Origin of the sequence: Tepidanaerobacter sp. EBM-38 (assembly GCA_001896545.1) — a bacterium.
Taxonomy (GTDB): domain Bacteria; phylum Bacillota; class Thermosediminibacteria; order Thermosediminibacterales; family Tepidanaerobacteraceae; genus Tepidanaerobacter.
In genome coordinates, this window is record MPOT01000049.1 from 1 (window position 1) to 24,702 (window position 24,702).

The window sequence follows — 24,702 nt, forward strand, 5'->3', positions numbered from 1 at the left end:
ACATAATTGTGTTCTATTTTCTCCGTGCTAAAATAATTAATAACTTTATCAAACATTGTGATTTTTTGTCTTTTATATATATTCCACCTTTTCCAAAAAACTCCTTCTTGAAAAAGGACTTTTATCTGAGTTATTAGTTAATTTTGGCATGTGAGATTTTCATGGTCTAAGTTTTAACTTGGAATCTTGGCTTTGGTGTTAAAATCTGTTCTTGCGGATATGGGGAACTGATATTTGATTCTCATAAAAACAAGCCATGCGTATAAGCAAGATAGCTGTATCGCTTATATACATGGCTTTGGGTTTTTGTTATGCTGGGCTTTTATGTAACACTTAATAGCCCTTTACTTTTTGCCCTGAATTTTAATGTTCAACTTAAGAATTGGAATGTTTTTATAATTTTATCGAATAGTTTTTGTTCTTCTAAATCTAGCTCCAGCGCGTAAAAGCTCATAATAAATACTTGTTTGTCGTCGGTAAGGTAGTAGGTATGCGGATACCACATCTCGATATCCCCGCCGTATGGATAAGACTTCAGTATTATTTTTACACCGGTAAGGTTTCCGACTTTTATGTTTTCACGGGATACCAATTCACACTCGCTGTTTGGCTCCCAATTATCCAACAGGCTTTGACCTTCTTTCATAATTATCGTGGGCAGCAGTTCAGCTACTTTTGCGCCGTTTTCGTCGGTAAAAATGCTGTAATCCACATTCCAGTTGCCGGGAAAGTGCAGCGAATATGAGATAATCGGACTATTTTCACGAAAGGAATATGATTCCCAATCTTCGGTAGTATAAGCATAATCTTTAACTATGAGTTCTTTCCATCCTTGAATTTGCTTTGAGTCTTGCACTTTAAACATTGTTTCACTGTCTGCATTTTCATCAGTCAAATTGCTATTTGTATCACCGATATTTTCATCGGGGGATGCTGCTTGTTCCGGCACAGGTTCGTTTTCATTGCCGACGGAAGAGGTATCTGGCGGTTGAGATACTACCGGTTTGCTGTTATCTTCTTTAGCACAGCCGGCAAGTATTAAAATCGTAACCAGCATCAGTATCAAAGGTTTTTTTATGAGCCGGTTCATTGTGTAATACCTCCTTTACTCCTTTATTTTTTTACTGCATTTGTTGCAATAGCCGTAAATCTCAAATCGATGTTCCGTCGGGGTAAATCCTTTACGGCTAAGTTCCTTTTCTATATTTCCCATCGGACAGTAATCAAGGGGAATTGACGCTCCACATTTTTTACAAATTACATGGTGGTGGTGCCCTTCCTCGCGACGAAGTTCGTATAGAATTCCACCGCTTTCCGGAGTAATTCGACACAAAATTCCTCTTTCAAGCAGCAAATCAAGATTTCGATATATTGTTGAAAAATTAATGTTTGGCAGTATTTTGATAACTTCAGTGAAAATCTCTTGAGCACTTAAAACACCATCAGAGCTTTCAAGCACATTGATGATAGCCTTGCGCTGCGGAGTCACCTTTAACCGCTGTTCTTTTAAAAGTTCTTCTACATCCATTGCCTTACAGCCCCCTTTACAAAAAGTACCATCATTAGTATGGCTGTAGCAATCAAAACTATGGTTCCGCCAGGGGCTAAATCGAATATAAAAGATGTATAAAGACCGGATACAACAGAAAAAATCGCTACCCCAATGGCTATAATAAAAGTCGATTTGAAGCTTTTTGCTAGTTGCATGCCAACAGCAGCCGGTATGACCATTAAGGCCGATATCAACAAGGCTCCTACCACTCGAACGGATAAGGCTACTACCAAAGCAGTCATCATGGTAAAATACATGTTGACCGCTTTAACCGGTATGCCGGAAAGCCTTGCTGCTTCTTCATCGAATGTAATGGAAAAAAGTTCCCTATATAATAATATCATAGAAAACATTATGATGAAACCTAATATTGAAATAAGTAGAAGATCCTGGGATGAAACAGCCACTAAGCTGCCGAATAAATACGACATCAGGTCAGCATTAAAGGATTTTCCAATACTTATGAACACTGCCGCAAGGCCCATCCCTCCGGATAATACCACTGCTAAAGCCACCTCTGCGTATTTGCTGAAGGCCGACCTTATAATTTCTATTAAAACAGCGGCAGCACCCGAGAAAATCAAAGCACCGTAAAATGGATAAATCCCTACAAGCATGCCGCCAGCTACTCCTGCCAATGCTGCGTGAGATAGGCTGTCGCCTACCATGGACATGCGCCTTAACACAATAAAAACGCCCATAACCGATGCCAGCAGTGCTGTAATGATTCCAGCCATAAAGGCTCTTTGCATAAAATCAAAACTAAGGATATACATCATATTCTTCCCCTTGCACCTTCCCCTATTAATCTAGACGCTAAAATTCCGGAAAGGTTCCCATTATTTTTATAAATATTTATGTTGCCATCTTCCATATAGCCAACCTTTGTAGCTCTTTTTATGGCTGCGTCAATATCATGGGTTATCATGACAATTGTCATGCGGTTTTTGTGAAGTTTGGCAAGCATTTCGTAAAATTCCTGCTGCGAGGCTGCATCAATGCCGGTTGTAGGTTCATCGAGAAAAAGAGCCTCCGGTTTTTTTACCAGTGCCCTTGCTAAAAATACCTTCTGTCTTTGTCCGCCTGAAAGCTGACCAATTAGTCTATTGGAAAGGTCTGTGATTTTTACCGCAGCAAGGGCTTCGCTGGTGGCTGCTTTTCTCTCGGCTTTATCAAACCACCTGCCGAATCCTGTGTAATATCCCGATGAAACTATTTCCTCCACCGTGGCAGGAAAGGATGTATTCGTATTTGCAGCTTGCTGAGATATATAGCCAATCTTGCTCCACTCTTTAAAATGCCGGACATTTTGTCCGAATATCTTAACTTCTCCGGCTTTAGGAGCAAGCAATCCCAGCATAATCTTAAGTAAGGTCGACTTTGACGAGCCGTTTGGGCCAAGAATCGCTATAAAGTCGCCTTTTTCAACTGTAGTATTTATATTTTTTAAGACTAAAGTACCATTGTATGAAAAATCGACATTTTTAAGGCTTATGACCTCATTGTCTTTGATTCTAGATGTATCAATGATATCCTCCATATCATCACCGGCTTCACCGTCATATACCATTCCAAAACCCGCACATAAACTATTATTACTCATAGCTCAACACTCGCTTTAATACTTCTAAATTTTTTTCCATAACAGAAAAATAGTCTTCTCCGGCTTTTACCTCATTCGGTTGAAGGGTTCCCAAGGGGTTTATAATTAAAATTTCTGCTCCGATTTCATCGGCAAGTGTTTGTGAAAGCTTGGAAACTTCCCCCGGCTCATCCAGTATATACTTTATTTTCTTAGCCTTGCAAAACTCTACCAGCTCTGCCATCTTCTTCGGCGATGGCTCTTCCTGCGGCGAAAGACCGGTAATAGCTGTCTGCTCAAGCCCATAGCGGCGAGCCACATAACCTAAAAAGGAATGTGATGTTACTATGTTTTTTTGAGGACTGCTTGATATTATTTCATTTAAGTTTTTATCAAGCTCATCGAATTTTTGCATAAGGTTGTTAAGATTTTCATGATATACTTCACTGTGCTCCGGGTCTTTTGCGACAACTCCGTCAAAAATCTTTTGTGCCATCTCCTTGGCCAATACCGGGTCGAGCCAGATATGCGGATCATTGTTTTCTATAAGGCCTTTGCCGGCTTCTACAACGGCAACACCTTTTTTGTCCAAATCTCCTGCCATTTTTTTTGCCCATGGCTCCATGCTTTCACCTAAAAAGATAAATATATCGCCATCATAAATCATCGCCGTCTGTTTGGGCGAAGGTTCAAAGTCATGAGGTTCGACTCCTGCCGGCATGAGATTTTCCACCTGAGCATTATCCCCCACAATCTTCTTTGCAAAATCATACAGTGGATAAAATGTGGTGTAGATTTTAAGACTGTTTTGCTGATCATTAGGCTGGTTGGGTAGCACCACCTGACTATTGTTAGAACAAGCTGTGGTAAGAACCGATATAGATAAGATTAATAATAACACTAAAAATGATTTTGCTATTTTCATTTTAATTCCTCCAATTGCAAAAGGTTTGCATTTGCGTTTTATATTATATATTCTTTCACTGGCTTATGTCAATTATTCTTTAAAAATTTTAATATTGCAAAATGCGTTGCATAAGCTTGCATTTTGCTGTATCTATTATCTATATATCTGGGCACTATATAAGCAGGGGGTAGTTTTATTTCAAATAGGCTTTAGATTTTCAACCAATAAAAAAATAACTCCCTTAATGTACAGACAGTTTTATCGTTCTCAGCTGTCTGCCATAAAGGGAGCAGGTTATTCACATTTTGAATTTTATAGCCCGATTTCAGCTACTAATTCCTGTTTAGGCCTAAAGCCAACCAATTTTTTTGCTACTTTGCCATTTTCAAAAAGGATGAGTGTGGGAATACTCATGACACCATAGTTGGATGCAGTTTTGGGGTTTTCGTCTACATTGAGTTTGCCTACTTTCAAGCTGTCGCTATACTCAGCAGCTATTTCATCAATGACCGGTCCCATCATCCGGCAAGGTCCGCACCATGGTGCCCAAAAATCCACAAGTACCTTTCCTTCTGCTTGAAGTACTTCCTGAGCAAAGTTATCATCTGTAATAGTCAATGGTTTCATTTGAATTTCCTCCTTGTAAAATATGTTTTCAGTTTTTCTTGACCGTTTTTTGTGATTATACTATACTACTATTATAGTATAGTTTACATTTTGCGAAGAATATATTTTTAGATTTATTATAAATTTATCAAACCAGTATGGAAGGATGTAGCTCTCATGATAGACCATAAACTCATTCGCAGCCTTCGCCAAAAGCGGAGTATGACATTGCAGGATTTGGCACAGCAAGCGGGCCTTTCGGTTTCATATCTTAGCGAAATTGAGCTGGGCAAAAAGCAGCCTTCTTTGGAGACTATCGACAAGCTTGCACAAGCTCTAAACATATCGCGCGAGGGTCTTATTTCCTCAAGCAGCGCCGGAGCCGGGGGAATTGGTGCAAAGATTGCACTTATTCGGCAGGAAAAAAATCTATCCCTTTCTGAGCTTGCTGAAAAAGTGGGTATTTCGCCCAGCTATCTTTGTCAAATTGAAAGTGGAAGAGTAATGCCCGCTTTATCTACGCTAAAAGGTATCGCCAAGGCTTTGGATGTAAAGCCCGAAAACCTCATGGCCGCTACAAGTTTCGTAGGCTATAAGATAAAAAAGATACGTTGTGAGCGTAAAATCACTCAGGCAGAGCTTGCGGAAAAAGCCGGGGTATCTACTGGCCTTATCGGTCAGATTGAAAGCGGTAAAGTAGAGCCTTCGATTAAAACATTGGAGAAAATCGCCGCAGCATTATCACTTTCACCCTGCTTTTTCGTTTCGGAAGATGAAGAACTTTCATCAATCCTAAAACCTATGAACCCCGAGGTCAGAGAATTGCTAAATGATCCCAAGGTGCGGTCCGCTCTCGAGCTTTTAGCCGACTGCAGTGCCGAGGAGTTTAGTTTTATCTTGAAGTTTATTCAGCTCTATAAAGAGCATCGAGAAAGCTAATCTTTTGCTTTTGACTTGCAGTTGATGAAAATAGTTTCATCCTTTCTGCTTATACCTATTTTACCCTTGCATTAATCTTTTATTTGCATTTTTATTATACTATTATATTATTTCGCTGTCAATGAGTATTTTATAGTAAACTCCAGAATAAATCAAGAGGGAGAAATGGATATGTCTAAAATAAATCCATTAAAAATATATGTGGTGGGTGGAGGAGCTTCAGGCATGATGGCAGCCCTTTCCGCTCGATATAACGGTGCTGGTGTGACCATCCTAGAGCGAAATCCCCGGGTGGGCAAGAAAATTCTGGCTACCGGTAATGGAAGGTGTAATTTTACTAATATCAACGTTGATGTAAAGTATTATCACGGGCAAAATCCCGAATTCATATATGGTGCCCTGTCAGCCTTTGATGTGTCTAGGACTATGGGTTTTTTTGAAAAACTGGGTATTGTTCCGCGAGTGGAGGACGCAGGTAAGGTGTTTCCCATGTCCGATCAAGCTTCGAGTGTTTTAGATGTGCTTTTGTACGAGTTAAATCGCATCGGCGTAAATATCATCTGTAATGCTTTTGTGAAAGAAATAAGGAAAACTAAAAATGAATTTACGCTGGTGCTTGAAGATGGCAGAATCTTCGAGGGCGATCGGGTGATTTTAGCCTGTGGCGGCAAAGCCATGCCATCCTCCGGTTCTGATGGCAGCGGATTTGATTTGGCTAAAAATCTGGGCCATAAAATAGTGGATATTTCCCCTGCCCTTGTTCAGCTAAAACTTGCGGGGGATTTCTTCAAGCAGATTGAGGGTGTCAAGTTCGTAGGCACTGCCGAGGTTTTGTCTGGCAAAAAAGTCTTGGCCAAAGATAAGGGGGATATACTTTTTGCAAATTATGGTGTGTCCGGTCCGCCCATATTGCAGATTAGCCGCAAGGCAGGGGAGTTGCTGAAGGCAAATAAGGAGGCTGTTTTAAAAATCTCTATCATAGATAATATGACTCAAAAAGAGCTGGAGAGATTCTTGGAAAAGCGCTTTAAAAATATGCAGGAAAAAAGTTTGGATTTTAGTATGGTAGGCTTTGTAAATAAGCGGCTCATACCGGTTTTGCTTAAACAGGCAGGCATAAAAGACATAAAAAAACCTGTCCGAGAACTTTCCTCTGCAGACAGGCAAAGGATTGCAAATATCTTAACAGATTGGAGATTTAAAATAACCGGAACTAAATCTTGGCCCAGTGCTCAAGTAACTGCAGGTGGTGTTGATACTAGTCAGGTTGACCCTTTGACAATGGAGTCCGCATTAGTAAAGGGCCTGTATTTCTGCGGTGAAATCCTAGATATCGACGGGGCTTGCGGAGGCTTTAACCTCCAATGGGCTTGGTCCTCAGGATATTTAGCCGGTAAATCCTCTTCGATGTAATTATATGTTACTACAAATTCAGAAAAAGTAGAAGCGCTCAGCTGCTCGCAATAGAGTTTTATATTTTCGTTAGCTGCCATAGTAGGCTTTTTTGAATAAATTCTCTATATCATCACGGGTTGGCACACGAGGATTTGTTTTGGTACAGGGGTCTTTCATCGCTGTGGCTGCAAGCGCTTCTATGCTTGCTAAAAATTCCACTTCAGATATGCCCGTTTCTTTTAAGCATGCAGGCATGTCCAAGTCTTCTTTAAGCTTTTTAACCATGTTTCTTAGTTCCTTTGCAGCGTATATTTCTGATATGAAGTTTAATCCTAGTAGCTCTGATATCTTGGCATATCTTGCAGCTGCCTTTTCTTCTTTACTGTTGTAATCTATAACATAGGGAAGTAAAATTCCGTTAGCTCGCCCATGTGGTATGTGAAATCTTCCTCCTAGGGCATGTGCCATGCTGTGATTGATACCAAGGGAGGTATGTGTGAAAGCCATACCTGCCAGTGCCGAGGCATTGTGCATTTTTACTCTGGCCTCATCATCACTGCCATTCTGATAGGATTTAGGCAAATACTCAAAAACGGTTAGTGTAAAATTTTTATAGGTCAAAAAGCAGGGAAAAAGCGATCGTACGTAGAAAATAGACCTCACCATCCTCTCTTAGGATGAGTATAAAACTCAGAAAGGTGAGGTCCATATGGATATAATTCAACATGTACATGAAAAATTCCTTCTAGCTGGAGAAAAAATCATAGAAACTTTAGATGGAAAATATACCTATCCAGTATTTGTAGAACAACTAAAGGAAATATTGAATGAACTAGGTGCAGAAGTATGCCCCGAAGTAATAGAAGAAATGGATAAAAAAATATATAGCGATAAGAAGAAAGAAAAGATTGGCGAGTATTACAAAAAGACTGTAAGAGAACCATTATAGGAGAACTTGGAGATATAACATACAAAAGGCGGTACTATGAAAACAAAGTAACGGGGGAGAAAACATATCTGGTAGATAAAATTGGTACTATGTCAATAAATAGTACCATTACTTTGCTGGCGTATGTCGGGTATGCGATTTAGTATTTTTATTAGTTTTGTTGAGTTGTTTTACATCTTCTTTACCTTGTTTCCCTTATTGTATGAAGTGAATTTTCTAATACTAGAATACTCTAGTTTAAGGAAAATTACAAGGTATTTTTTACCAATTCGAAGTTTTTTTTGTAAATTTTTTATCGATATTTTTTCTTGGTTAGTATTTTACCATTTTATGTCTTCATGCGTTTGCCGTGGGAGATTTTGTAATATATTCATAATTTAGTTCATGCTACTTTTAGAATATTATATTAAATTCTTCTACAATCATCTCTGATAGGACGCTATTTTCAGGTATCTTGCAAATTTGCGCAATCACTTTTTTAACGCCTTTTTCTTTGATCATAGCCTGTAGTGCTACCGCTTCTTCATCATCTTGCCAGTCAAATTTTAACGCAGCTGCAATACCTTTTGATATATTTCTAGGAGTTACCCCGATTTTAAGTGCTTCTTTTGCCGGAAAAACAAGTCGATCTTGTGGACCTAGTTTTCTAATAGGTTGTCGAGCAACTCTAACTACGGAATCTTCAAGATATGGATTTTGAAAACGTTCTAAGGTTTTTTCTATATATTCGCTATGCTCTTTAGGAGAAAATCCAAAACGGTGTATAAGATATTTACCAGACTCTTCCATAGCACCCTTGACAATTTTATATACCTGTTGATCTTGAAGTGCTTCCCTTATTGTGCGATAGCCTTTTACGTAGCCAAGATATGCAGCTATTGCATGACCTGTATTCAATGTAAAGATTTTTCTTTGCACATAAGCTTCAAGGTTTGTAACCACTTGCATTCCTTTGATAAAAGGAACTGGGGGCACAAAGCCGTTTTTATCAACAACCCATTCAAAGTAAGGCTCAACTGCTACTGAGAGCAAATCATTGCTATCATTCTGAGGGGGAACTATTCTATCTACCGCTGCATTAGGAAAACCAACAATATCTACAAGTTTTGCAATTTCTTCCGGTTGCAGATGCTTAAATACCTCTTCTTTCAAAGATTCAGAGGCTCCTATCATATTTTCACAAGCAATTATATTCAAAGGCTTAACAAGGTTTTCAGTAATCTTTAGTCTAAGAGCTAAAGCTATAGTTGGTGCAAGATTCTTGAGGACTTTAGGACCTACTGCTGTAGTTACGATCTCTGACGATGCTATAGCTTTGATTACTTGGTCTTCTTGGGAAGACAGCAGGCCTTGTATTCCTGTTACTTTAAGTTCTTCGCACTTTTCGCCTACAATCCTAACTGTATATTCTTTATAAGTATTGATTGCATTTATTAGCTCAGAATTAATATCTACGAAAGTTAGCTCATGCCCTGATTGAAATAAAAGCAGACCTATAAATCCTCGACCTATGCTTCCGGCTCCAAAGTGAACCGCTTTTTTCATAGCTATTTCCTCCCCTGTAGCTTTTCGTATATTTCTCTGGGGGTCCTAGCTTTTATTAGTTTTTCCACTTCATTTTTGTCTTCACAAATTGTAGCAATGTTTGCCAGTATATCTAGATGAGCATCACCCTTACCTGCGATGCCTATTACTATATAAGCAATGTTCCCTTCACCAAAGTCAACTCCTTGGGGAAACTGAGCTACCAAGATGCCGCTTTCTATTATGTCATCTTTAGACTCAGCTGATCCATGAGGAATAGCAACGCCATTACCAATATAAGTTGTTAGTATATCCTCTCGGGCTTTCATGGCATCAACGTACGAAGGCTTAACTTTTCCTGATTTTACCAAAAGATTTCCGACTATTTCTATAGCTTCATATTTATTACTAGCTTCAGCTCCTAATATAATACTATCCTCGGTTAAAATTTCTGATGATTTGTCTTTTTTCTTATCTTTTCCAAATAATTTAAATGCCATATTAACCCTCCATTATCTGGTAATCTTGACTAACCCTTGTATGACGTCCGTGCCTGAACCCGTTTTTATTGTTTCAGTCCAATGAGTATCTTCTATGAGGGCAATACTTATCCTTCCCATAAGATCTAACGCCTCCAAGCTCGGATCTACAGGCAATAGCATTACAAGAACTGTTGTGACATTTTCAGATTCTCCATCCATATCTCGCATCAAAATCGGTTTTTTTAGCCGATAGACACCAAAGAAAGGTTTTTTAACGCCTTTAGTTCTCGCATGAAGTATGGAAATAGATTTACCTGGAATGGCGCATCCAATGCTTGCCTCCCGCGTTTTTAAATCCTTTATAGCTTCATCAACTGATGCATCTGTCACATCTTCTCTTAACCACCGTTTAAATTGGTTAAATAAATCTTGCTTATCTTTTACACTGATATTTTCTCGTAAAACAAAATCCTGGATCAAGCTTAGAATCACTTCATTTTTATAATCTTGGCTTTGGCTCCCTTTATTGTCGCTAGGCATAATGATGGTAGGTGGAAATCCTTTTTCTGACATTTTAATGTGAGACCTCAGTATTTCAGCTTCTGTTTCGTCTAAAAACGGCGAGACTTGGATCACATTGAATTCGTCGCTTTCGAAAGGAATTGTGGTTATAATGGTATCAACATAGGGATATTTTTTTATTGCTTTGTTTAAATCCAAAAAAGATACGATGTCAATTATATTTATCTGAGGCAATTCTTTATGCAATCTACTAGCCAACATACGAGCGCTACCAATACCACTAGCACATGCTAATATTACAGGTACCTTATTGTAGCGCTTGCGTTCTAGAGCAGCTCCGATGTGCATTGCAATATAGCCTACTTCAGATCGAGGTACTGTAAAACCATATTTTTTCTCTAAAATACTAGCAGATTCGTCGGCTATTTTCATCAAGTCTTTATATTTCTCTTCTAGCTGCTTTAATAAAGGATTTCTAATATCCATTCCAAGCCTCAACCTTGATATAGCTGGCTTTAGGTGCAATATCAATCCCTCAATAGCTATCATGTCGCTTGTAAGATCTTCACCGAGTTTATCACTTACATACGCTAATATTTCCCTAGATATATCGGCAACCTCAAAGTTATCTAAGACAAAAAAATCGTTTGCAGCAGGTAAATTACGAAATTTGGCGCCTAACAAATACATCGTAATATAGCCCATTTCCTCTTCTGGAATTGCTATGCCAGTATCGCTTTCCAAGATAGTGCTTAACTGTTTAGCGATATTAAACTCATCACTTTCTTTCAAAGCGGAGAGGATGTCACCTTCTAATTGGATTTGCTCCCCACTCTTCAATCGCTCTATAGCTAAGGCAACATGAACTATTAAACCAATATAGGCACTATCAGCCAATGGAAATTCCAATTCACCTAGTATTGCCTCGAGTGCCCGTTCAATTTGTTTTATCAGATCTGCATCTACGAGTTTTAATAATCGTCCCTTAATTTCATCAGATAGAATTAGGCTATCACTGTTTGATTTACCTTTTTGAGCAGGCAACTTATCTTTTAATATGTTGATAAGCTGATTTTCGTCAAAATTTTTATAAAATAAATCTGTGACTAACTGCCTTATGCCTTTTTCAGTCCCTTCGATCCAGACGCCTAGTCCAGGTCTGCGCATAAGTTCTAGGTTATATTTTTCAAAGATTTGTTCACATGCATCTAGGTCATAGCTTATGGTTGCTTCGGTGACTTGGTATTCATTGGCAAAATTCAAGAGTTTTTGAGGTTCTTTTTCTTGCAACAATGACAAAATAATAAGTTGTTGTCTTTCTTTTGGCGACAGTTTCCGAGTCGGGGAAGTGGAACTTATATATTGTTTAAGTCTATCAATATCGCTCTCTTTCCCTATTAGAAAAATTCCACTTCCTGTTTTTGTTTTTAAAATTATGTTATAATCCTTTAGTTTTTTAGATATTATTGGCAGTTCTCTTAACACTGTTCTGGGACTAATGTTCATACTTTTAGCTATTTTTTTGCTAGTGCTAGGACCTTCTAGGAGAATATTCAATATTTTAATTTCTCTAGACGAAAAATCCATAAAATCTTCTCCTTGATGGACATTGTCTGCCTATTACTCTTTAAGATTTTCGACAATTTCATCATAGACAGGATTATTTATAAATGTCTCAATAAAGATGTGTTCTGCTTTAGGCGAAGCAGCTTTCACACGTTCTGCCAGCTCTTTATGGCAGATAACAATATCCGCATCTTTGGGAATTTCATTAATTGCTGTGTTTATTACTTGAATCTTCAGTCCAGCTTCATTTATTTTCTTTCGCAATATTGAAGCACCCATAGCCGATGAGCCCATTCCTGCATCACAGGCAAAAACTATCTTTCTTACAGGCTGATCCTTTGGTACGGCGCTATAAGCTTTTTTGCCCTTTAACTCATCTACTTTTTCTTGTGCTTCATAAATGCTTTCATCTTCATAGCTACCAAATTTTCTTAAAAGAATAGCTGATGCTGCAAAGGAAACAAGTGTCGAAACAAAGATGCCAGCTAATACAGGCAAATAACCTCCTTTAGGTGTCATTGCCAATTCTGCAAATATGCTACCAGGTGAGGGTGTTGCTACAAGACCTGCTCCTAATACTGAAAATGTAAATATTCCTGAAGCGCCGCCAAGTATAACCGCTATTATTAGTATCGGATTCATTAAGACATAAGGAAAATAAATCTCATGAATTCCTCCCAAAAAGTGAATTATTATTGCTCCTGGAGCAGATTCTTTAGCAGCTCCTTTGCCTGCCAGCCAATAAGCTAACAGCACACCTAGACCTGGACCAGGATTTGTTTCAAGTAAAAAGAAAATAGATTTACCAGTCTGGGCAACTTGTTCTACGCCTAGGGGTCCTAATATACCATGATTGATTGCATTATTTAAGAATAATATCTTGCCTGGCTCTATAAAAATAGATACTAAAGGAAGAAGACCTGCATTTACAATTGTTTCCACGCCAGCAGTCAAAAATTTATTTAAGCCTAGCACTACCGGTCCTATAATTAGATAAGATAAAATCGTTAAAAGCATGCCTATAATTCCAGCGGAAAAATTATTTACAAGCATCTCGAAACCAGCAGGTATTTTGTCTTGTACAGCTTCATCAAACTTTTTAATAGCATAGCCACCCAGTGGTCCAATTAGCATAGCACCTAAAAACATGGGTATATCGGCGCCTACTATTATACCCATCGTAGCTACTGCGCCTACTACTCCACCTCGAGTGCTATGCACCATACTACCTCCAGTGTATCCAATAAGAAGAGGGAGTAAATAAGCTATCATCGGATCGACGAGAGCGCCCAAATGTTCGTTTGGTATCCAGCCTGTAGGAATAAAAAATGCTGTAATAAGTCCCCATGCAATAAATGCACCAATATTAGGCATTACCATACCACTTAAAAATCTTCCAAAAGATTGAATTTTTGCCCTCACAATAATTGACCTCCTTTAATTTTAAGTTGTATTAAATAATGTTGCAAAAACTTTAATGACATTATTTAATAAATTAGAATACTACTTGTATATCATTATAGTGTCGTATTTCCTATATAGCAAGCTAAAGATGTTAAGAAGAAGTTGGTATCTGATGATGACATTATTTAATATGTCTACTAGCTTAAAATCTTAAACACATAGAAAAATAGTCTACAATCTTGAAAGATTGTAGACTATTTTTCTATGTCCAAGTTTTTCTATATTTACTAAAATCTTAAGCATTTAATATCTAGGTTGCACAGGTACTTATGTAAAAGAAGTATTGAGCCTGTTTTTATTTATTGTATCCAAATAGGGGAAGACCATGCTGTATTGCCATCTCGTTGAATAACTTTTACCCAAAAGAAATCCTCATCTTTTACTTTTTCTTCACTGACCCAGTTAAAATTTACTTTATATCCTATCTCTGGAATACCTCTGTGAATTTTAACTTTGTAAGCTGCGTGCCAAAAGGGGTCATTTCTGTAATACGATTTTATACCCCATCGCTCTTCAACTAACTCTTTAGCTTCATTTAGAAATCCAAATAAGTGGGACTTTTGTAAAATATCCGCAACAGGTATAAGAATTTTTCTATTATCTATAACTAATTTTATTGAAGAATGCAAAGGTGCTTCTATTTCAAAAATAAAAGCCTGGGTTTGCACAGGGGAAATACCCATCCATTTACTAGACTGAACCGTTTTATAACTTGTTATTTCAAACTCGCACCTATTCTTGTTTAAGTTGTTCAATTTTTGTCCATAATTTGTCCAGCACTTTTCTACCGAATGAATTTCCCCTTCTGTTTCTAAAGAGCCTTGCCATACTTTCTTTTTCATATCAGGATATATTTTTAAATCCGGTCCCCAGCCAAACTCAACTTTAAATTTAAATTTGACTACCTCACTAAGCGGTAGCAGCTCCCATTTGCCTGTATGAGTATAGTCAGCGGTAAGAATATTGTTTCTATAAAGTTCTACTCGATGAATAGCACTTCCGCCTTCAACTTCCACATTATGCAAGTATGGTGGATTTGCTTTTACTTTGCTTCCCATAATCGAATCATTTATTTTATATAACAATTTTATTCTATCTCCAGTGACGCCATAAACACGTCTATTTATGAAAGCATCCCAAATTGCTTCTTTGCTTAAATTTTCTGCATAGCATGCCATCAATCCCTGACCATACACCGCAGGGCAATCATGGTTATCTGTAGATGCTATAATGCCAAATTTATTTCCTCTGCTTAGACCATCAAGTACAGTTCCTCCATCCACTCTTGGCCCCATATGAATATGTCTGTTCATGGGAATATCGGTTAAATCGCATTCTGAGCTGCCATGTGAAGAATATATCTCCGCAAAAGGCGATATAACTTCATCATGAATTGCCCAATTTTTACCTCGGCTTCCTAACTTATAGGCAGTATGATGAGGAATAGCAATAGCCCTGCCTTTTGGTAAAACACTAATTAAGTCTTTAAAATGCATTGTTTTGTGAATTACCTGATCATCATCCAGATAGAATATATTGTGGTCCCCGTCTTGCCCATCACCTTGCCATTCAAAACCCATAAATGCTACAAATTCGCCATTGTGTTCCTGATTTTTTTGCATTACAAATCTTTTCAGGTTTTTCCAATCCTCTTTTAAGATACCATCATCAAGCCAATCCTCCAAACCAAATCCATTAACCTTTTTCATATGATAAGGATAATATGCTATAGGCCAAAAATCTATAAGCTCCATAGCTTGTTCAAACCATTTTTCGAGATCTTGCATAGATTCAGTATGAATATTTGAATGGGCATCTCCCCAAAACAATTTATATTTTTCCACTAACCAATCCCCCTTTACCTCACAAATCCTTACTAACCCATATTGGGCTACTCCATGCGCGATTTCCATCTTTTTGAGTAACTCTAACATAGTAGTATTTTTTATCTTTAAAGTCAGATTCATCGATATACCTAAGTTCAGTTCTATAGTCATTAGGCTCTATGGAGTAAATGATTTTTCCTTCAGATATTAATTCTATTCTTTCAATCTTTGATGTTCCTATCGCCTTCACATATATACTTCTTTTCCCTTTTTCAATAAATATATCACCCATTAAATGACCATTTATGCTAAAATCTAGAATAATTCTCTCGCCGGTTGTTGCATAACACCGTCTTTTCCTCAAGGCTTCAAATATGCTGCTTCGATTTAGCTCATTGCATAATACTGCTGTCAGACCTGGCTTAAACCTTAGAGTTCTATATGGTCCTGGAGGCGAATACTTGTTTCCTAGCATCGATATGTGCGAGTCACTACCTGCAGTAAAACCTAATATCTGACCCATATTTAAGGCATCTACTGCAAATTGTCCTTTAACCGCATTTAATATCGGATTTGGATTTCCGTAAAACTCACTAGTGCCATGGCATGAATATATTTCCAACAATGGTTGAGCTTTTTCATCAAAATACTCCCATGCAGAACCCATGAAAGCATTAGATGTCGTGTGACAAATACTTATTCCGTCATGCTGCTTTATTTTATCCCAAAGCTCTAAGGGATGAGAATGCTCATCACATCTAAAAATCGGCATATCTTTATCGCGATATATAACACATTTGTCTCCATAGGGTCTGCCAGTCCACTCATATCCTAAAAATGTAATAAAACTTCCATCATCGTTGTATTCATCAGCTAGATGTTTTAAAAAAGCCCATTGTTCATCAGAAAGCCTTTGAACCTTCCTATTAAACCAAGCATGATTTACCTCATAATCATGATCGGTCAATGCTGCAAAGTCCAAATGGGTTACGTACCTTGCATAATTGTAAAAAAAATCTGGTGATCCTATACCGTCAGAAATGTTCGAATGCCCGTGAATGTCTCCCCAATATATATGATAATCTTCATCTTTTGTTATAATACAAGGATTGCTTACACTAAATATATCTAGTGTATTTAGTAAAGTAGCTTTAACCCTTAGAATCCCTTCCGTTTCATGAGTTATATAAAATTCTCCGTAACCTTTTTCTAGTTTTTCTGTAAAAATACTGCTACTACAATCATTTTTAAATATTAAAATGTCATCATTTATGTCCTTTATTGGGTTACCGTATTCATCAACTATTTGAGCTTTTACTTTTATTTTAGTTCCTGGTTGTGCATAGGATGGCACAGTTAGGTTTATATGCGCTGGGCTAGAAGGAATAACCGTAATCGATGATAGGCTATGAATGTCCTTGATTTGATTTTCTCGCAAAACTGAAAGTTTAAATTCAGCAGTTCCATCGCAAACCACCTTTTGTACCCGAGCACCGCTATCACTATTACCATAATACACCGTTATTTTTTCTCCAGGGTTAATCATACCACCGGTTATATTTATGCGTATCGTTCGCCTCCTTATTATTTCGGTAAGTAATGTAGCCTTAGCGTTGCTCGATACCTCAAAATATCCAGCATCATTGCTATCTTTGCTAGGGATACTCCATGAAAGAGGTATACTCAACTCTAGTGAGTCCTCAGCTTTTAATGATTCGATTCCATTTACATATATTATTTTGAAAACATAAGACTTGCCTGCTACTATTTTTGTACTGTCCTCAATGTAATAATAACCTTCCTGTTTCAAATACGCACACCCCACAATATATTTTCTAATTTACAACTCTTATTCCACTTTTTGCAGCATCTTTAGCAATCTCTGCAAGCTCACTCATACTACAATTCTCTCTACTTCCAAGTATTTCTAAAACCATAGGTATGTTAACACCAGTTATTACCTTTACATTTTGAAGTTTTGTAGCAGCAAATAAGGAAGCATTCATTGGAGTGCCTCCAAAAATATCAACTAAAATAAGAGCACCATCTTCTGTATCTAACTGCTTATAGGCATTTTCTATTTTGCTTGTCAATGTATCTAACCCCTCATTGACATCAAAGTTTACTGCTAGTATATTGTCTATGGTGCCATATATAGCCTTTGACGTTTTTATAATAGCATCAGAAAGTGCATCATGTGTAACAATAATTATTGCAGTCAATTATTTCACTCCTTATTTAACTATACTAATTTGCGGGAAAAGACTAGCCTTTTCCCGCTTATTAATTATTTTAAAAAATGCCTAGAAAAACAAACACTGCAGCTAAGACAAATAAACCTAGAAATACCTTTCCCACTGTCCATTTACGCTTATCTATAAGATACCACACACTTAAAACTATTGTAAGGGGCAACATCTTAGGCATTATGCTATCTAAAATAGCCTGAATCGAAACTTCCATTTCACCAGTTTTATAGATAAGTGCTACAGGAGCCTTGATAAATTGTGCTGATACACCGCCAATTACAATCAACCCTATAGTATTAAGTGCTTGAGATACTTTAGAAGTTAAGCCTTTTGCAAGAAAATTCTCTGCCGCACTTAAGCCCAATTCATAACCTTTCATAAATAAAAGATAGCGTAGAGGAATCATTGTTCCAAGATATACTAGTGCGTAGAAAATTGCCCCCATTGGGCTACCGCCTTTTGACATGCCTAGGGCAATGCTTAATAGAATTGGAATATATGTGCCTACAATTATAGAATCACCTAACCCTGCGAAGGGTCCCATAAGAGCATTTTTGGTACTGACTATTAATTCTTCAGTTATTTCCTGCCCTTTAGCCCTCGCTTCTTCAAGAGCTATTACTATTCCAGGAATTATTGTCCCAAGTTGAGGTTCAGTATTAAAGAATTGCATATGTCTTTTTAAACCGTTCTTAATTTCTTCAGGATCATCTTTGTATAACTTCTCTAAGATTGGACCAACTGTATGAGTAAATGCTAATGCCATCATACGTTCAAAATTCTGTGCTGATAGGCAAAAGAACTGCCATCTTAAATAAGCCTTGTTTAAATCTTTCTTAGTTAATTTTACTTCATCCGAGTTTTTCTTCATTGAATTGCTTCCTCCTTTCTATATGCTACATCGAGAACTGCTATAACTATAGCTAATGTAGTAATAGATAGTATAGTCATATTCAAAGAAGCAGATATTACAAAACCTAGTAGATAAAAGACTATCATCTTATTTTCTTTTAAACTTTGTTGCAATAAAAGAGCAAAGCCAACTGAAGGCAGAATACCACCCAAAGCTATAAATATTTTGCCTAAGATTTCAGGCATCACCTGAGTCAATTCCTCTGCAAAAGGTGCACCGTAATAACAAGCTAAAAAAATTATGGAAAAACGTAATATAAATGTAGGTAATGTCCCCATTATGTTCATCAATGCAATACCTTTTACATTGCCTTCTTCAGCGTATTTATCACCTTTATGAACAAAAAATGCATTAAGACTCATAGTTAAATTAAAAATAGCAACACCAATAAAGCTTAATGGAAGAGCTAATGTAACGGCGTATTCTGGACTCCCATTACTTACTAATGCTAATGGAATCCCAATATATGCAGCGAAGTTTATATCTGCCGGCATAGCACCGCCTGGAGTTACTAAACCTATATACATGGCTTGAACTGCCGCTCCCGCTAAAACCCCTGTCTGCACATCGCCTAATATCCACCCTATCAACGTGCCAGCTACTAACGGTCTTCCTAAAACGTACCAGCCACCTGTAGTACTGAAAAACCAAGGTGTTTGGTTCGCACCAAGATAACCTAATAAAGCTATCAATAAAGCCTGCCAAAGTTGCATTCTATCTCACCTCAGAATTTATTTTCTATTTGATCCCAATATAGTATTTCTGAATTAGGTACCTGTTGGAAAAAAATTTTTATACCAGTTTTACTAATCCTTTTAAGAGCCTCAATCTCGTCATCCATTAAATGACAAAAAGGTGTTACTTTTTTTGCCCCAGCCTTACTACTTATAGGGCCTATATTATATCCAAGCTCCGAAGATACACCTCCTTTCAAAACTTGTTCCATAATAATGGGGCTCTTGGTAAGAATAATTGTCTTATCTTCAAGACCTTTTAAAATAGTTTTAGCATCTTCGATTTCATCTAATGTTTTGATTATTAGATTTACATCCTTAGGACAAGCAAGTTTAAATATAGAAGCCATTACTGGATTCTTGGCAATAGTATCATCAAATATTAAAATATTTTTAAGTTTAAGGTAACTGATCCATCTAACCATTACTTGTCCATGAATTAGCCTATCGTCAGTTCGTAATAATTTAACTTTCACTACATTCACCCCCTTCCTTAACATTATATTTATAGCAAAAATAATGCCAGATGACGTTAACGCCATCTGGCAAAAACTCTTATAAAAGGCTACAGCTTCCCTCTTAGAATCTCATAAATGAAATAAATTTCAGTCAAAGGAATACTGACACTATAAAGCCGTTCTATGACACTAAAGCTTTTTCTTGCAATATTTATGAATTCCTGCTGACTCTTCTTAAAAGCTTCTATCTCTTCAACATTATAGTCATCAATCTGCGTCTTTGTAACCAATCTCTCAATAAGACAGCTTAAGTGAATATACAGGCATATTTTAACATTGTTAGAAAAGTTCATTTTTAGCTCATATTGTAAGATTTCCATAGCTGCTTCTACCTGGTCCACTATTTTATCAGGATTTAGGATTGTAATGTGGTTTAACACACTCTCTAGGGAAAAATATTTGATTACAGATTGATTAAGCTGATTTATACCATCTGTTGGAATAATATTCTTAAATAGTTCACTAAACTCTACTTCCCGCTTGCCTGATATGATATCTTCTAAGGAGAAATAGGGAGCCATATCTACTTCAGGGTCTTTGGTGCCTATAATTGCAATAACATCAAAATTATTTAATGAGCCAGCTTTTAACCCCTTATTCTTTAATTCTAGATAATCAACAGCTATTACTTCCAATAGCTTTGAGTATTTACCAAGGCTTTTTATCATTAGGTCCTTGATTCTCATTGCTGTACCTATACCAGTTATACATGTAGTGATTATAGCCTTTTTCTTTTTGCCTGCAGGTTTTATAAGTTTATAGTTAAGTCGATGGTTTTGGGTTATCTTTTTTATTACATCTTCCACACTAAAGCCTTGTAAGATTTGGCTACCTGCATCTAGAGCTAGCTGTGTAGTTATGTTGTTTACTATTCCGATGACACCATCAGAAATACTTTCAAGGCCATCATATATTTCTTCCAGAGAGCCCATATCCACTAAAATAATTATGCCACAAGATGTATCAACTTCCTGCATGTACTGCTTAAGTTGTTTTATTATTTCTTCAGTTTTAACATCAACAGGCATATCAAAAGATTCAAAAATATTTTCACCTAAAAGATGATTGGCAACATTTGCTATGCTACTTGCAGTTGAAAAGCCATGAGCTATCACTACTGCCTTTGGCCTCTTAGGTATATCGGATTTTTTCATGCTGAGCAAATAAAGTGTTATTATGTAAACCTCAAAGGGCGTTAAGGAAATATCTAATGTTGTCTTTAAAAAATTCTCAATTTTTTCAGTGGCACCGTATTCTTGTGGAAAAATCCCCACAATACCTTCTAGGTATTTCTTCGATTTTTTATCATAGCCATTCAGGTCGATTAAGTATCTATACTCAATAGACTGGTTAATAAATCCGGCAATCTTATAGCCGATATTATCATAATACTTAAAGTTATACTTATTCTTTACTATTTCAAATGCATCATGGATTGCCGTTAAAATCGTGCCGAACCTTAAATTCCTAGTGTCATCTTTAGCATAAGACTGCATTTTATCCAATATTAAATGATCGAAAAAATCATCTATAGTAACTGCAAGTTTATCTAAAATTATTTCATGCTTATTTTTGCTCAGGAGAGCTTTTGAAAATTGGACAATACTATTAAAAAATGTTTTATAAGCCTCAGCCTGCTTTTTATTTATTAGAGAAAAAATATCAGGTGTGTCATCTTCGTAAGCTTTAACAATCAAATCCTCTGTTAATATCTTGGCAGCAGCATCCTCTTTCAATTTTTCATCTGTAACATAGTTATTTGATAAATGTTCCGGAAGTGTCATAAGGTTAATATCAATACAGTCAGTATTTATTTTTTCATTAGAATAATCATTATAAGCTCTTGCACAGGTAAACTTTACATCATTTCTGAGCTGCCCTACATTGCCCTTAAAATCGGAATTTACAAAAACTTTTAAGGCCTGCTGGCTGACGCGTAAATCCTTTTTCAGCGATTGAGCTTCCTGTTTAAAAAATATATAAATAAGTTTTATCTTTTCTGCCAGCGGCCGTTTTTTAAGTGCCGGTATGGTGATTACTATGGGAATTCTTCTTGAAAAAGTATCTAGTAAAAATACTTCCGGCTTTTCAGTAGTTGCAAAAATAAATCGCACATTGGCTTTTCGCCAACCGCTGCTTTCCCCTATGCGCCGGAATATGCCTTTATCCATAAACAAAAACAGCTTTTCCTGACCTTCCGGAGGCAGTCTGTGAATTTCATCAAGAAATAAATACCCTCCGTCTGCCTGTTCTATTATTCCCTTAAAATCCCTTTCTGCCCCTGTAAATGCTCCTTTTGAGTATCCGAACAGGTTTGCAGAAAGCAGTTCTGGATTGTTGGCATATTCGGCACAGTTAAAGATTAAAAATGGTGCTTCCGGCGGTATTATTTCTTGCTGCATGGCATACTCAAACATCAGTTGTGCTAAAAAGCTCTTGCCGGTGCCGGTTTGACCGTTTATCAATATTGGTATCCCATTTGGCGGATACTTCACAGCAGCTTTACACTGCTCAATTTGATATTTTACACTGCCGTCAAAGCCGATAAATTTTGAAAAGGGATTTTGGCTGATGTTTGGCGTCACTGATCGGTCTTCCTGTTTTTGGTTCGAATTTTCTTCTATAAGTGCACTAAAGCTTTCATAAATTAGACTTCCTGAAAGCTTTCTCTTGGTTTGTTCTTCAAAAATATTTTTATCTATAAAATATACCGGTCGTGTATTTACCTTTATAATTTGTAAATCCCGATTTAATTCATTGAGCAAAGAACTTACGTAATTACGTTTCAGGCCTAAAGTTTTAGCAATTTGTTCGGCCGTAACTCCAATAGGGTTATCCGTGTAATTGTCTTTAGAACAATCAGTTCCTTTTTTAACTAGTCTGTATATTTTTTCTTTATTAGTCACTGTCCCCCTCCTTCCTGCCCTATATATTGTATGATATCAATCAGAACAGTAAGTGTAAAGGACAAAAAAAATGCCCTGAGTGCGTGACAGAGAGCATTTAAGTGTTTGAGTGAATAATTTGGAACCGTCCCTAAATATTCCTAAATATTCCCATTCTTTAATTGGTTTATTTCGTTTTGAAGTTTATTGACCATTTCTTGAAGTGCATTTATTTTGTTTGAGATTATGTCATTGTGGATTTTAACCTGTCCTAGGGAAGTGTCTATTGTCATGTCGTTTGCTTCGTCTTCGTAGCGAGATTTGTAATTTTCGATAGTCTGCTTTCCTTTTTCGGCCATGCTCTTGATATTGTCCATGCCTTTGTTTACAACTGGTTCTGCCATATTTCTCATTTTAGGTGCTACAACGTAGGTAAGGGTTGCAGCTCCCAAGCCCCAAAAAAAGCGTTTAAGCATTGACATGGTTATGCTTCTACCTCCTTGCTTAGGTCCTGCAATCTTCAATCCTTTCATCTTACATCGCTCCCAGTTGAATTTTTTGCTGAAGTCTTATGTTGTTTATTTGTAACCGTTTCTGATTATGAATTTTGTTTTACATTTATATTTTCCTCGATTTTGTTTTTATTATTCATAAAATCATAGCGGTCATTGTGCATTTATTAATTAAAAAAAAGAAGGGTATACTAAATATACACTTCTTTTTCACACTATGCTTCAAACCCATTGTACATATTCATTGCTTGTTCAACACCATCAGATACTATGCAAAGAGCTGCCTTCGCTGCTGCTTCTATAGTAGCTTTGATTTTTTCAATTTCTTCACCGTAAAACCTGCCTAAAACATGACCCACCGGGTCTTTTTGTTCATCGGGCCTGCCTATTCCTATGCGGATTCGGCAAATTTTGTCAGAGGCTATTTGGTATATTATTGAATCCATGCCTCGATGACCGCCGCTGCCGCCATCAGGTTTTATGCGCAAACGGCCTAGGGGCAAATCCATATCATCATAAATCACTATGAGCTGCTCTAAAGGAATTTTATAAAAATTTAAAGCATCGGCAACGCTCTGACCTGATAGATTCATAAATGTAAGCGGCTTTAGCAGCAAAATCTTCTCTTTGTTATACATAGTTTCACCCAGCAGTCCTTTAAATTTTACTTTATTTATTTTTACGTCTAGTTTTTCTGCTATTACATCAAGGGTCATGAAGCCTACATTGTGTCGGGTATTTTCATATTCTTTTCCCGGATTTCCTAAGCCGACTATCAAAAACAAGTTAAAATCCCCCCTCAACGGAAAAAATAAGGGCGCTTCGCCCTTATTCTTCTTCCTGCTCTTCTTTATCTTCTCCAACAAGCTCTGGTTCTTCGCCTTCTTCCGGAGTTTCAACTTCTTCTTCTTCTTCAAGTTTCGGTGCAAGCACTGAAACAATAACTTCATCCGGGTCGTCAAGAACAGTATTCTTGTTTCCGATTTTTAAATCTGCCACTGTCAGCGTATCACCAATATCCATATCGGAAATGTCGATTTCTATGTTGTCCAACATATCATTAGGCAGCGATTTTACGGTAACTTCTCGTTTCTGATGCTGCAGTACACCGCCTTCTTTGATTCCCTTTGCATCACCTCTAAGGACGATAGGTAGATTGTATTCAACTTCCTCATCCATTGATACTTTAAAAAAGTCTACATGTTCCATAGAATTTTTTAAAGCATTCCTCTGAACTTCCTTTATCAGCACTGGAAATGCTTCACCGTTAAGTTCAAGATTTATAAGGGAGCTTTCACCCCTGCTTTTCAAAATTCTGGACAGTTCCTTGTCGTCAACGCTAATACTCGTGGTTTCGTATCCTTTACCATATACTACGGCGGGAACTTTGCCTTCTCTCTTGAGTTTTTTATTTTCACTCTTTGCAGCTTGGCGAACTGCCGCAGTTAAAACTGGATGTTCCATTATAGTATCCCTCCTCATTCTCTCTATTTTAGCCATATCCTCTTTTGTATCCATTAAATATTAAGGCATGGTCATCCTTCGTCCTTTGTCGGTATCCTCTATATTATACTCGT

The 24,702-nt window shown here is 37.1% G+C and carries 23 protein-coding genes and 1 pseudogene; 3 read left to right on the plus strand and 21 right to left on the minus strand.

Annotated elements, in window-relative coordinates:
- Positions 1 to 370: 370 nt before the first annotated feature.
- From BUC45_RS05290 to trxA, 6 genes are all read right to left on the minus strand, one after another.
- Positions 371 to 1,090 (minus strand): hypothetical protein, encoded by a 720-nt coding sequence (locus BUC45_RS05290; protein WP_296970826.1) that lies wholly within the window; start codon positions 1,088 to 1,090, stop codon positions 371 to 373.
- Between the two features lie 15 nt (positions 1,091 to 1,105).
- Positions 1,106 to 1,528, minus strand: coding sequence for a Fur family transcriptional regulator (locus BUC45_RS05295; RefSeq protein WP_296970827.1), 423 nt, complete (start codon positions 1,526 to 1,528; stop codon positions 1,106 to 1,108).
- Positions 1,519 to 2,331, minus strand: coding sequence for a metal ABC transporter permease (locus BUC45_RS05300; RefSeq protein WP_296970828.1), 813 nt, complete (start codon positions 2,329 to 2,331; stop codon positions 1,519 to 1,521). Before BUC45_RS05300 ends, BUC45_RS05295 begins: the two co-directional genes overlap by 10 nt.
- Positions 2,328 to 3,155 (minus strand): metal ABC transporter ATP-binding protein, encoded by an 828-nt coding sequence (locus tag BUC45_RS05305; protein ID WP_296970829.1) that lies wholly within the window; start codon positions 3,153 to 3,155, stop codon positions 2,328 to 2,330. Before BUC45_RS05305 ends, BUC45_RS05300 begins: the two co-directional genes overlap by 4 nt.
- Positions 3,148 to 4,059, minus strand: coding sequence for a zinc ABC transporter substrate-binding protein (locus BUC45_RS05310; RefSeq protein WP_296970830.1), 912 nt, complete (start codon positions 4,057 to 4,059; stop codon positions 3,148 to 3,150). Before BUC45_RS05310 ends, BUC45_RS05305 begins: the two co-directional genes overlap by 8 nt.
- 294 nt (positions 4,060 to 4,353) lie before the next feature.
- Positions 4,354 to 4,668 carry a thioredoxin gene (gene trxA, locus BUC45_RS05315; RefSeq protein ID WP_013777235.1) on the minus strand — a complete coding sequence of 105 codons (315 nt, stop codon included), beginning with the start codon at positions 4,666 to 4,668 and terminating at the stop codon, positions 4,354 to 4,356.
- Between the two features lie 156 nt (positions 4,669 to 4,824).
- On the opposite strand from trxA, the gene BUC45_RS05320 reads away from it, so the two are divergent.
- Together BUC45_RS05320 and BUC45_RS05325 are read left to right on the plus strand one after the other, a co-directional pair.
- Positions 4,825 to 5,586, plus strand: a complete 762-nt coding sequence (locus BUC45_RS05320) for a helix-turn-helix transcriptional regulator (RefSeq protein ID WP_296970831.1) — start codon at positions 4,825 to 4,827, stop codon at positions 5,584 to 5,586.
- A gap of 171 nt (positions 5,587 to 5,757) precedes the next feature.
- A complete protein-coding gene (locus BUC45_RS05325; RefSeq protein ID WP_296970832.1) occupies positions 5,758 to 6,999 on the plus strand; it encodes an NAD(P)/FAD-dependent oxidoreductase in 1,242 nt (413 codons plus the stop codon).
- 69 nt (positions 7,000 to 7,068) lie between these two features.
- Here BUC45_RS05325 and BUC45_RS05330 read toward each other — a convergent pair whose 3' ends face one another.
- Positions 7,069 to 7,602, minus strand: a complete 534-nt coding sequence (locus BUC45_RS05330) for an iron-containing alcohol dehydrogenase (RefSeq protein ID WP_296970833.1) — start codon at positions 7,600 to 7,602, stop codon at positions 7,069 to 7,071.
- Positions 7,603 to 7,690: 88 nt separating this feature from the next.
- On the opposite strand from BUC45_RS05330, the pseudogene BUC45_RS05335 reads away from it, so the two are divergent.
- Positions 7,691 to 8,010 (plus strand): annotated as a pseudogene (locus tag BUC45_RS05335) (UPF0236 family transposase-like protein); the annotation flags it as partial.
- A 313-nt stretch (positions 8,011 to 8,323) separates the two neighbouring features.
- On the opposite strand, the gene BUC45_RS05340 reads toward BUC45_RS05335, so the two are convergent.
- From BUC45_RS05340 to BUC45_RS05405, 14 genes are all read right to left on the minus strand, one after another.
- The gene (locus BUC45_RS05340) at positions 8,324 to 9,475 is read right to left on the minus strand and encodes a mannitol-1-phosphate 5-dehydrogenase (RefSeq protein ID WP_296970834.1); all 1,152 of its coding nucleotides are present in this window, start codon (positions 9,473 to 9,475) and stop codon (positions 8,324 to 8,326) included.
- 2 nt (positions 9,476 to 9,477) lie between these two features.
- Positions 9,478 to 9,954, minus strand: a complete 477-nt coding sequence (locus BUC45_RS05345; protein ID WP_296970835.1) for a PTS sugar transporter subunit IIA — start codon at positions 9,952 to 9,954, stop codon at positions 9,478 to 9,480.
- Positions 9,955 to 9,966: 12 nt separating this feature from the next.
- A complete protein-coding gene (locus BUC45_RS05350; RefSeq protein ID WP_296970836.1) occupies positions 9,967 to 12,045 on the minus strand; it encodes a BglG family transcription antiterminator in 2,079 nt (692 codons plus the stop codon).
- A 33-nt stretch (positions 12,046 to 12,078) separates the two neighbouring features.
- Positions 12,079 to 13,446 (minus strand): PTS mannitol transporter subunit IICBA, encoded by a 1,368-nt coding sequence (locus BUC45_RS05355; RefSeq protein ID WP_296970837.1) that lies wholly within the window; start codon positions 13,444 to 13,446, stop codon positions 12,079 to 12,081.
- 341 nt (positions 13,447 to 13,787) lie between these two features.
- Entirely contained in the window at positions 13,788 to 15,332 is a 1,545-nt protein-coding gene (locus tag BUC45_RS05360; protein ID WP_296970838.1) for a DUF3604 domain-containing protein, read from the minus strand.
- A 19-nt stretch (positions 15,333 to 15,351) separates the two neighbouring features.
- Entirely contained in the window at positions 15,352 to 17,124 is a 1,773-nt protein-coding gene (locus BUC45_RS05365) for a CehA/McbA family metallohydrolase (RefSeq protein ID WP_296970839.1), read from the minus strand.
- 25 nt (positions 17,125 to 17,149) lie between these two features.
- A complete protein-coding gene (locus BUC45_RS05370) occupies positions 17,150 to 17,536 on the minus strand; it encodes a PTS sugar transporter subunit IIA (RefSeq protein WP_296970840.1) in 387 nt (128 codons plus the stop codon).
- A 70-nt stretch (positions 17,537 to 17,606) separates the two neighbouring features.
- Positions 17,607 to 18,434 (minus strand): PTS system mannose/fructose/sorbose family transporter subunit IID, encoded by an 828-nt coding sequence (locus tag BUC45_RS05375; protein WP_296970841.1) that lies wholly within the window; start codon positions 18,432 to 18,434, stop codon positions 17,607 to 17,609.
- On the minus strand, positions 18,431 to 19,189 hold the full coding sequence (locus BUC45_RS05380) for a PTS sugar transporter subunit IIC (protein ID WP_296970842.1): 759 nt from the start codon (positions 19,187 to 19,189) through the stop codon (positions 18,431 to 18,433). The genes BUC45_RS05375 and BUC45_RS05380 overlap by 4 nt, the downstream gene beginning before the upstream one ends.
- A gap of 11 nt (positions 19,190 to 19,200) precedes the next feature.
- Positions 19,201 to 19,686 carry a PTS sugar transporter subunit IIB gene (locus BUC45_RS05385; RefSeq protein ID WP_296970843.1) on the minus strand — a complete coding sequence of 162 codons (486 nt, stop codon included), beginning with the start codon at positions 19,684 to 19,686 and terminating at the stop codon, positions 19,201 to 19,203.
- An 89-nt stretch (positions 19,687 to 19,775) separates the two neighbouring features.
- Positions 19,776 to 22,634 carry a sigma 54-interacting transcriptional regulator gene (locus BUC45_RS05390; protein ID WP_296970844.1) on the minus strand — a complete coding sequence of 953 codons (2,859 nt, stop codon included), beginning with the start codon at positions 22,632 to 22,634 and terminating at the stop codon, positions 19,776 to 19,778.
- 140 nt (positions 22,635 to 22,774) lie between these two features.
- Complete coding sequence (locus BUC45_RS05395; RefSeq protein WP_296970845.1) at positions 22,775 to 23,146, minus strand: hypothetical protein; 372 nt, start codon at positions 23,144 to 23,146, stop codon at positions 22,775 to 22,777.
- A gap of 194 nt (positions 23,147 to 23,340) precedes the next feature.
- The gene (gene pth, locus BUC45_RS05400) at positions 23,341 to 23,910 is read right to left on the minus strand and encodes an aminoacyl-tRNA hydrolase (RefSeq protein WP_296970846.1); all 570 of its coding nucleotides are present in this window, start codon (positions 23,908 to 23,910) and stop codon (positions 23,341 to 23,343) included.
- Positions 23,911 to 23,953: 43 nt separating this feature from the next.
- Positions 23,954 to 24,589 carry a 50S ribosomal protein L25/general stress protein Ctc gene (locus BUC45_RS05405; RefSeq protein WP_296970847.1) on the minus strand — a complete coding sequence of 212 codons (636 nt, stop codon included), beginning with the start codon at positions 24,587 to 24,589 and terminating at the stop codon, positions 23,954 to 23,956.
- Between the last annotated feature and the right edge of the window lie 113 nt (positions 24,590 to 24,702).

What these genes read in the sequence shown, in the direction of transcription:
- BUC45_RS05290 (WP_296970826.1), bottom strand. Translation starts at nt 1,090, where the DNA reads ATGAACCGGCTCATAAAAAAACCTTTGATACTGATGCTGGTTACGATT.
- BUC45_RS05295 (WP_296970827.1), bottom strand. Translation starts at nt 1,528, where the DNA reads ATGGATGTAGAAGAACTTTTAAAAGAACAGCGGTTAAAGGTGACTCCG.
- BUC45_RS05300 (WP_296970828.1), bottom strand. Translation starts at nt 2,331, where the DNA reads ATGATGTATATCCTTAGTTTTGATTTTATGCAAAGAGCCTTTATGGCT.
- BUC45_RS05305 (WP_296970829.1), bottom strand. Translation starts at nt 3,155, where the DNA reads ATGAGTAATAATAGTTTATGTGCGGGTTTTGGAATGGTATATGACGGT.
- BUC45_RS05310 (WP_296970830.1), bottom strand. Translation starts at nt 4,059, where the DNA reads ATGAAAATAGCAAAATCATTTTTAGTGTTATTATTAATCTTATCTATA.
- trxA (WP_013777235.1), bottom strand. Translation starts at nt 4,668, where the DNA reads ATGAAACCATTGACTATTACAGATGATAACTTTGCTCAGGAAGTACTT.
- BUC45_RS05320 (WP_296970831.1), top strand. Translation starts at nt 4,825, where the DNA reads ATGATAGACCATAAACTCATTCGCAGCCTTCGCCAAAAGCGGAGTATG.
- BUC45_RS05325 (WP_296970832.1), top strand. Translation starts at nt 5,758, where the DNA reads ATGTCTAAAATAAATCCATTAAAAATATATGTGGTGGGTGGAGGAGCT.
- BUC45_RS05340 (WP_296970834.1), bottom strand. Translation starts at nt 9,475, where the DNA reads ATGAAAAAAGCGGTTCACTTTGGAGCCGGAAGCATAGGTCGAGGATTT.
- BUC45_RS05345 (WP_296970835.1), bottom strand. Translation starts at nt 9,954, where the DNA reads ATGGCATTTAAATTATTTGGAAAAGATAAGAAAAAAGACAAATCATCA.
- BUC45_RS05350 (WP_296970836.1), bottom strand. Translation starts at nt 12,045, where the DNA reads ATGGATTTTTCGTCTAGAGAAATTAAAATATTGAATATTCTCCTAGAA.
- BUC45_RS05375 (WP_296970841.1), bottom strand. Translation starts at nt 18,434, where the DNA reads ATGAAGAAAAACTCGGATGAAGTAAAATTAACTAAGAAAGATTTAAAC.
- BUC45_RS05380 (WP_296970842.1), bottom strand. Translation starts at nt 19,189, where the DNA reads ATGCAACTTTGGCAGGCTTTATTGATAGCTTTATTAGGTTATCTTGGT.
- BUC45_RS05395 (WP_296970845.1), bottom strand. Translation starts at nt 23,146, where the DNA reads ATGAAAGGATTGAAGATTGCAGGACCTAAGCAAGGAGGTAGAAGCATA.
- BUC45_RS05405 (WP_296970847.1), bottom strand. Translation starts at nt 24,589, where the DNA reads ATGGAACATCCAGTTTTAACTGCGGCAGTTCGCCAAGCTGCAAAGAGT.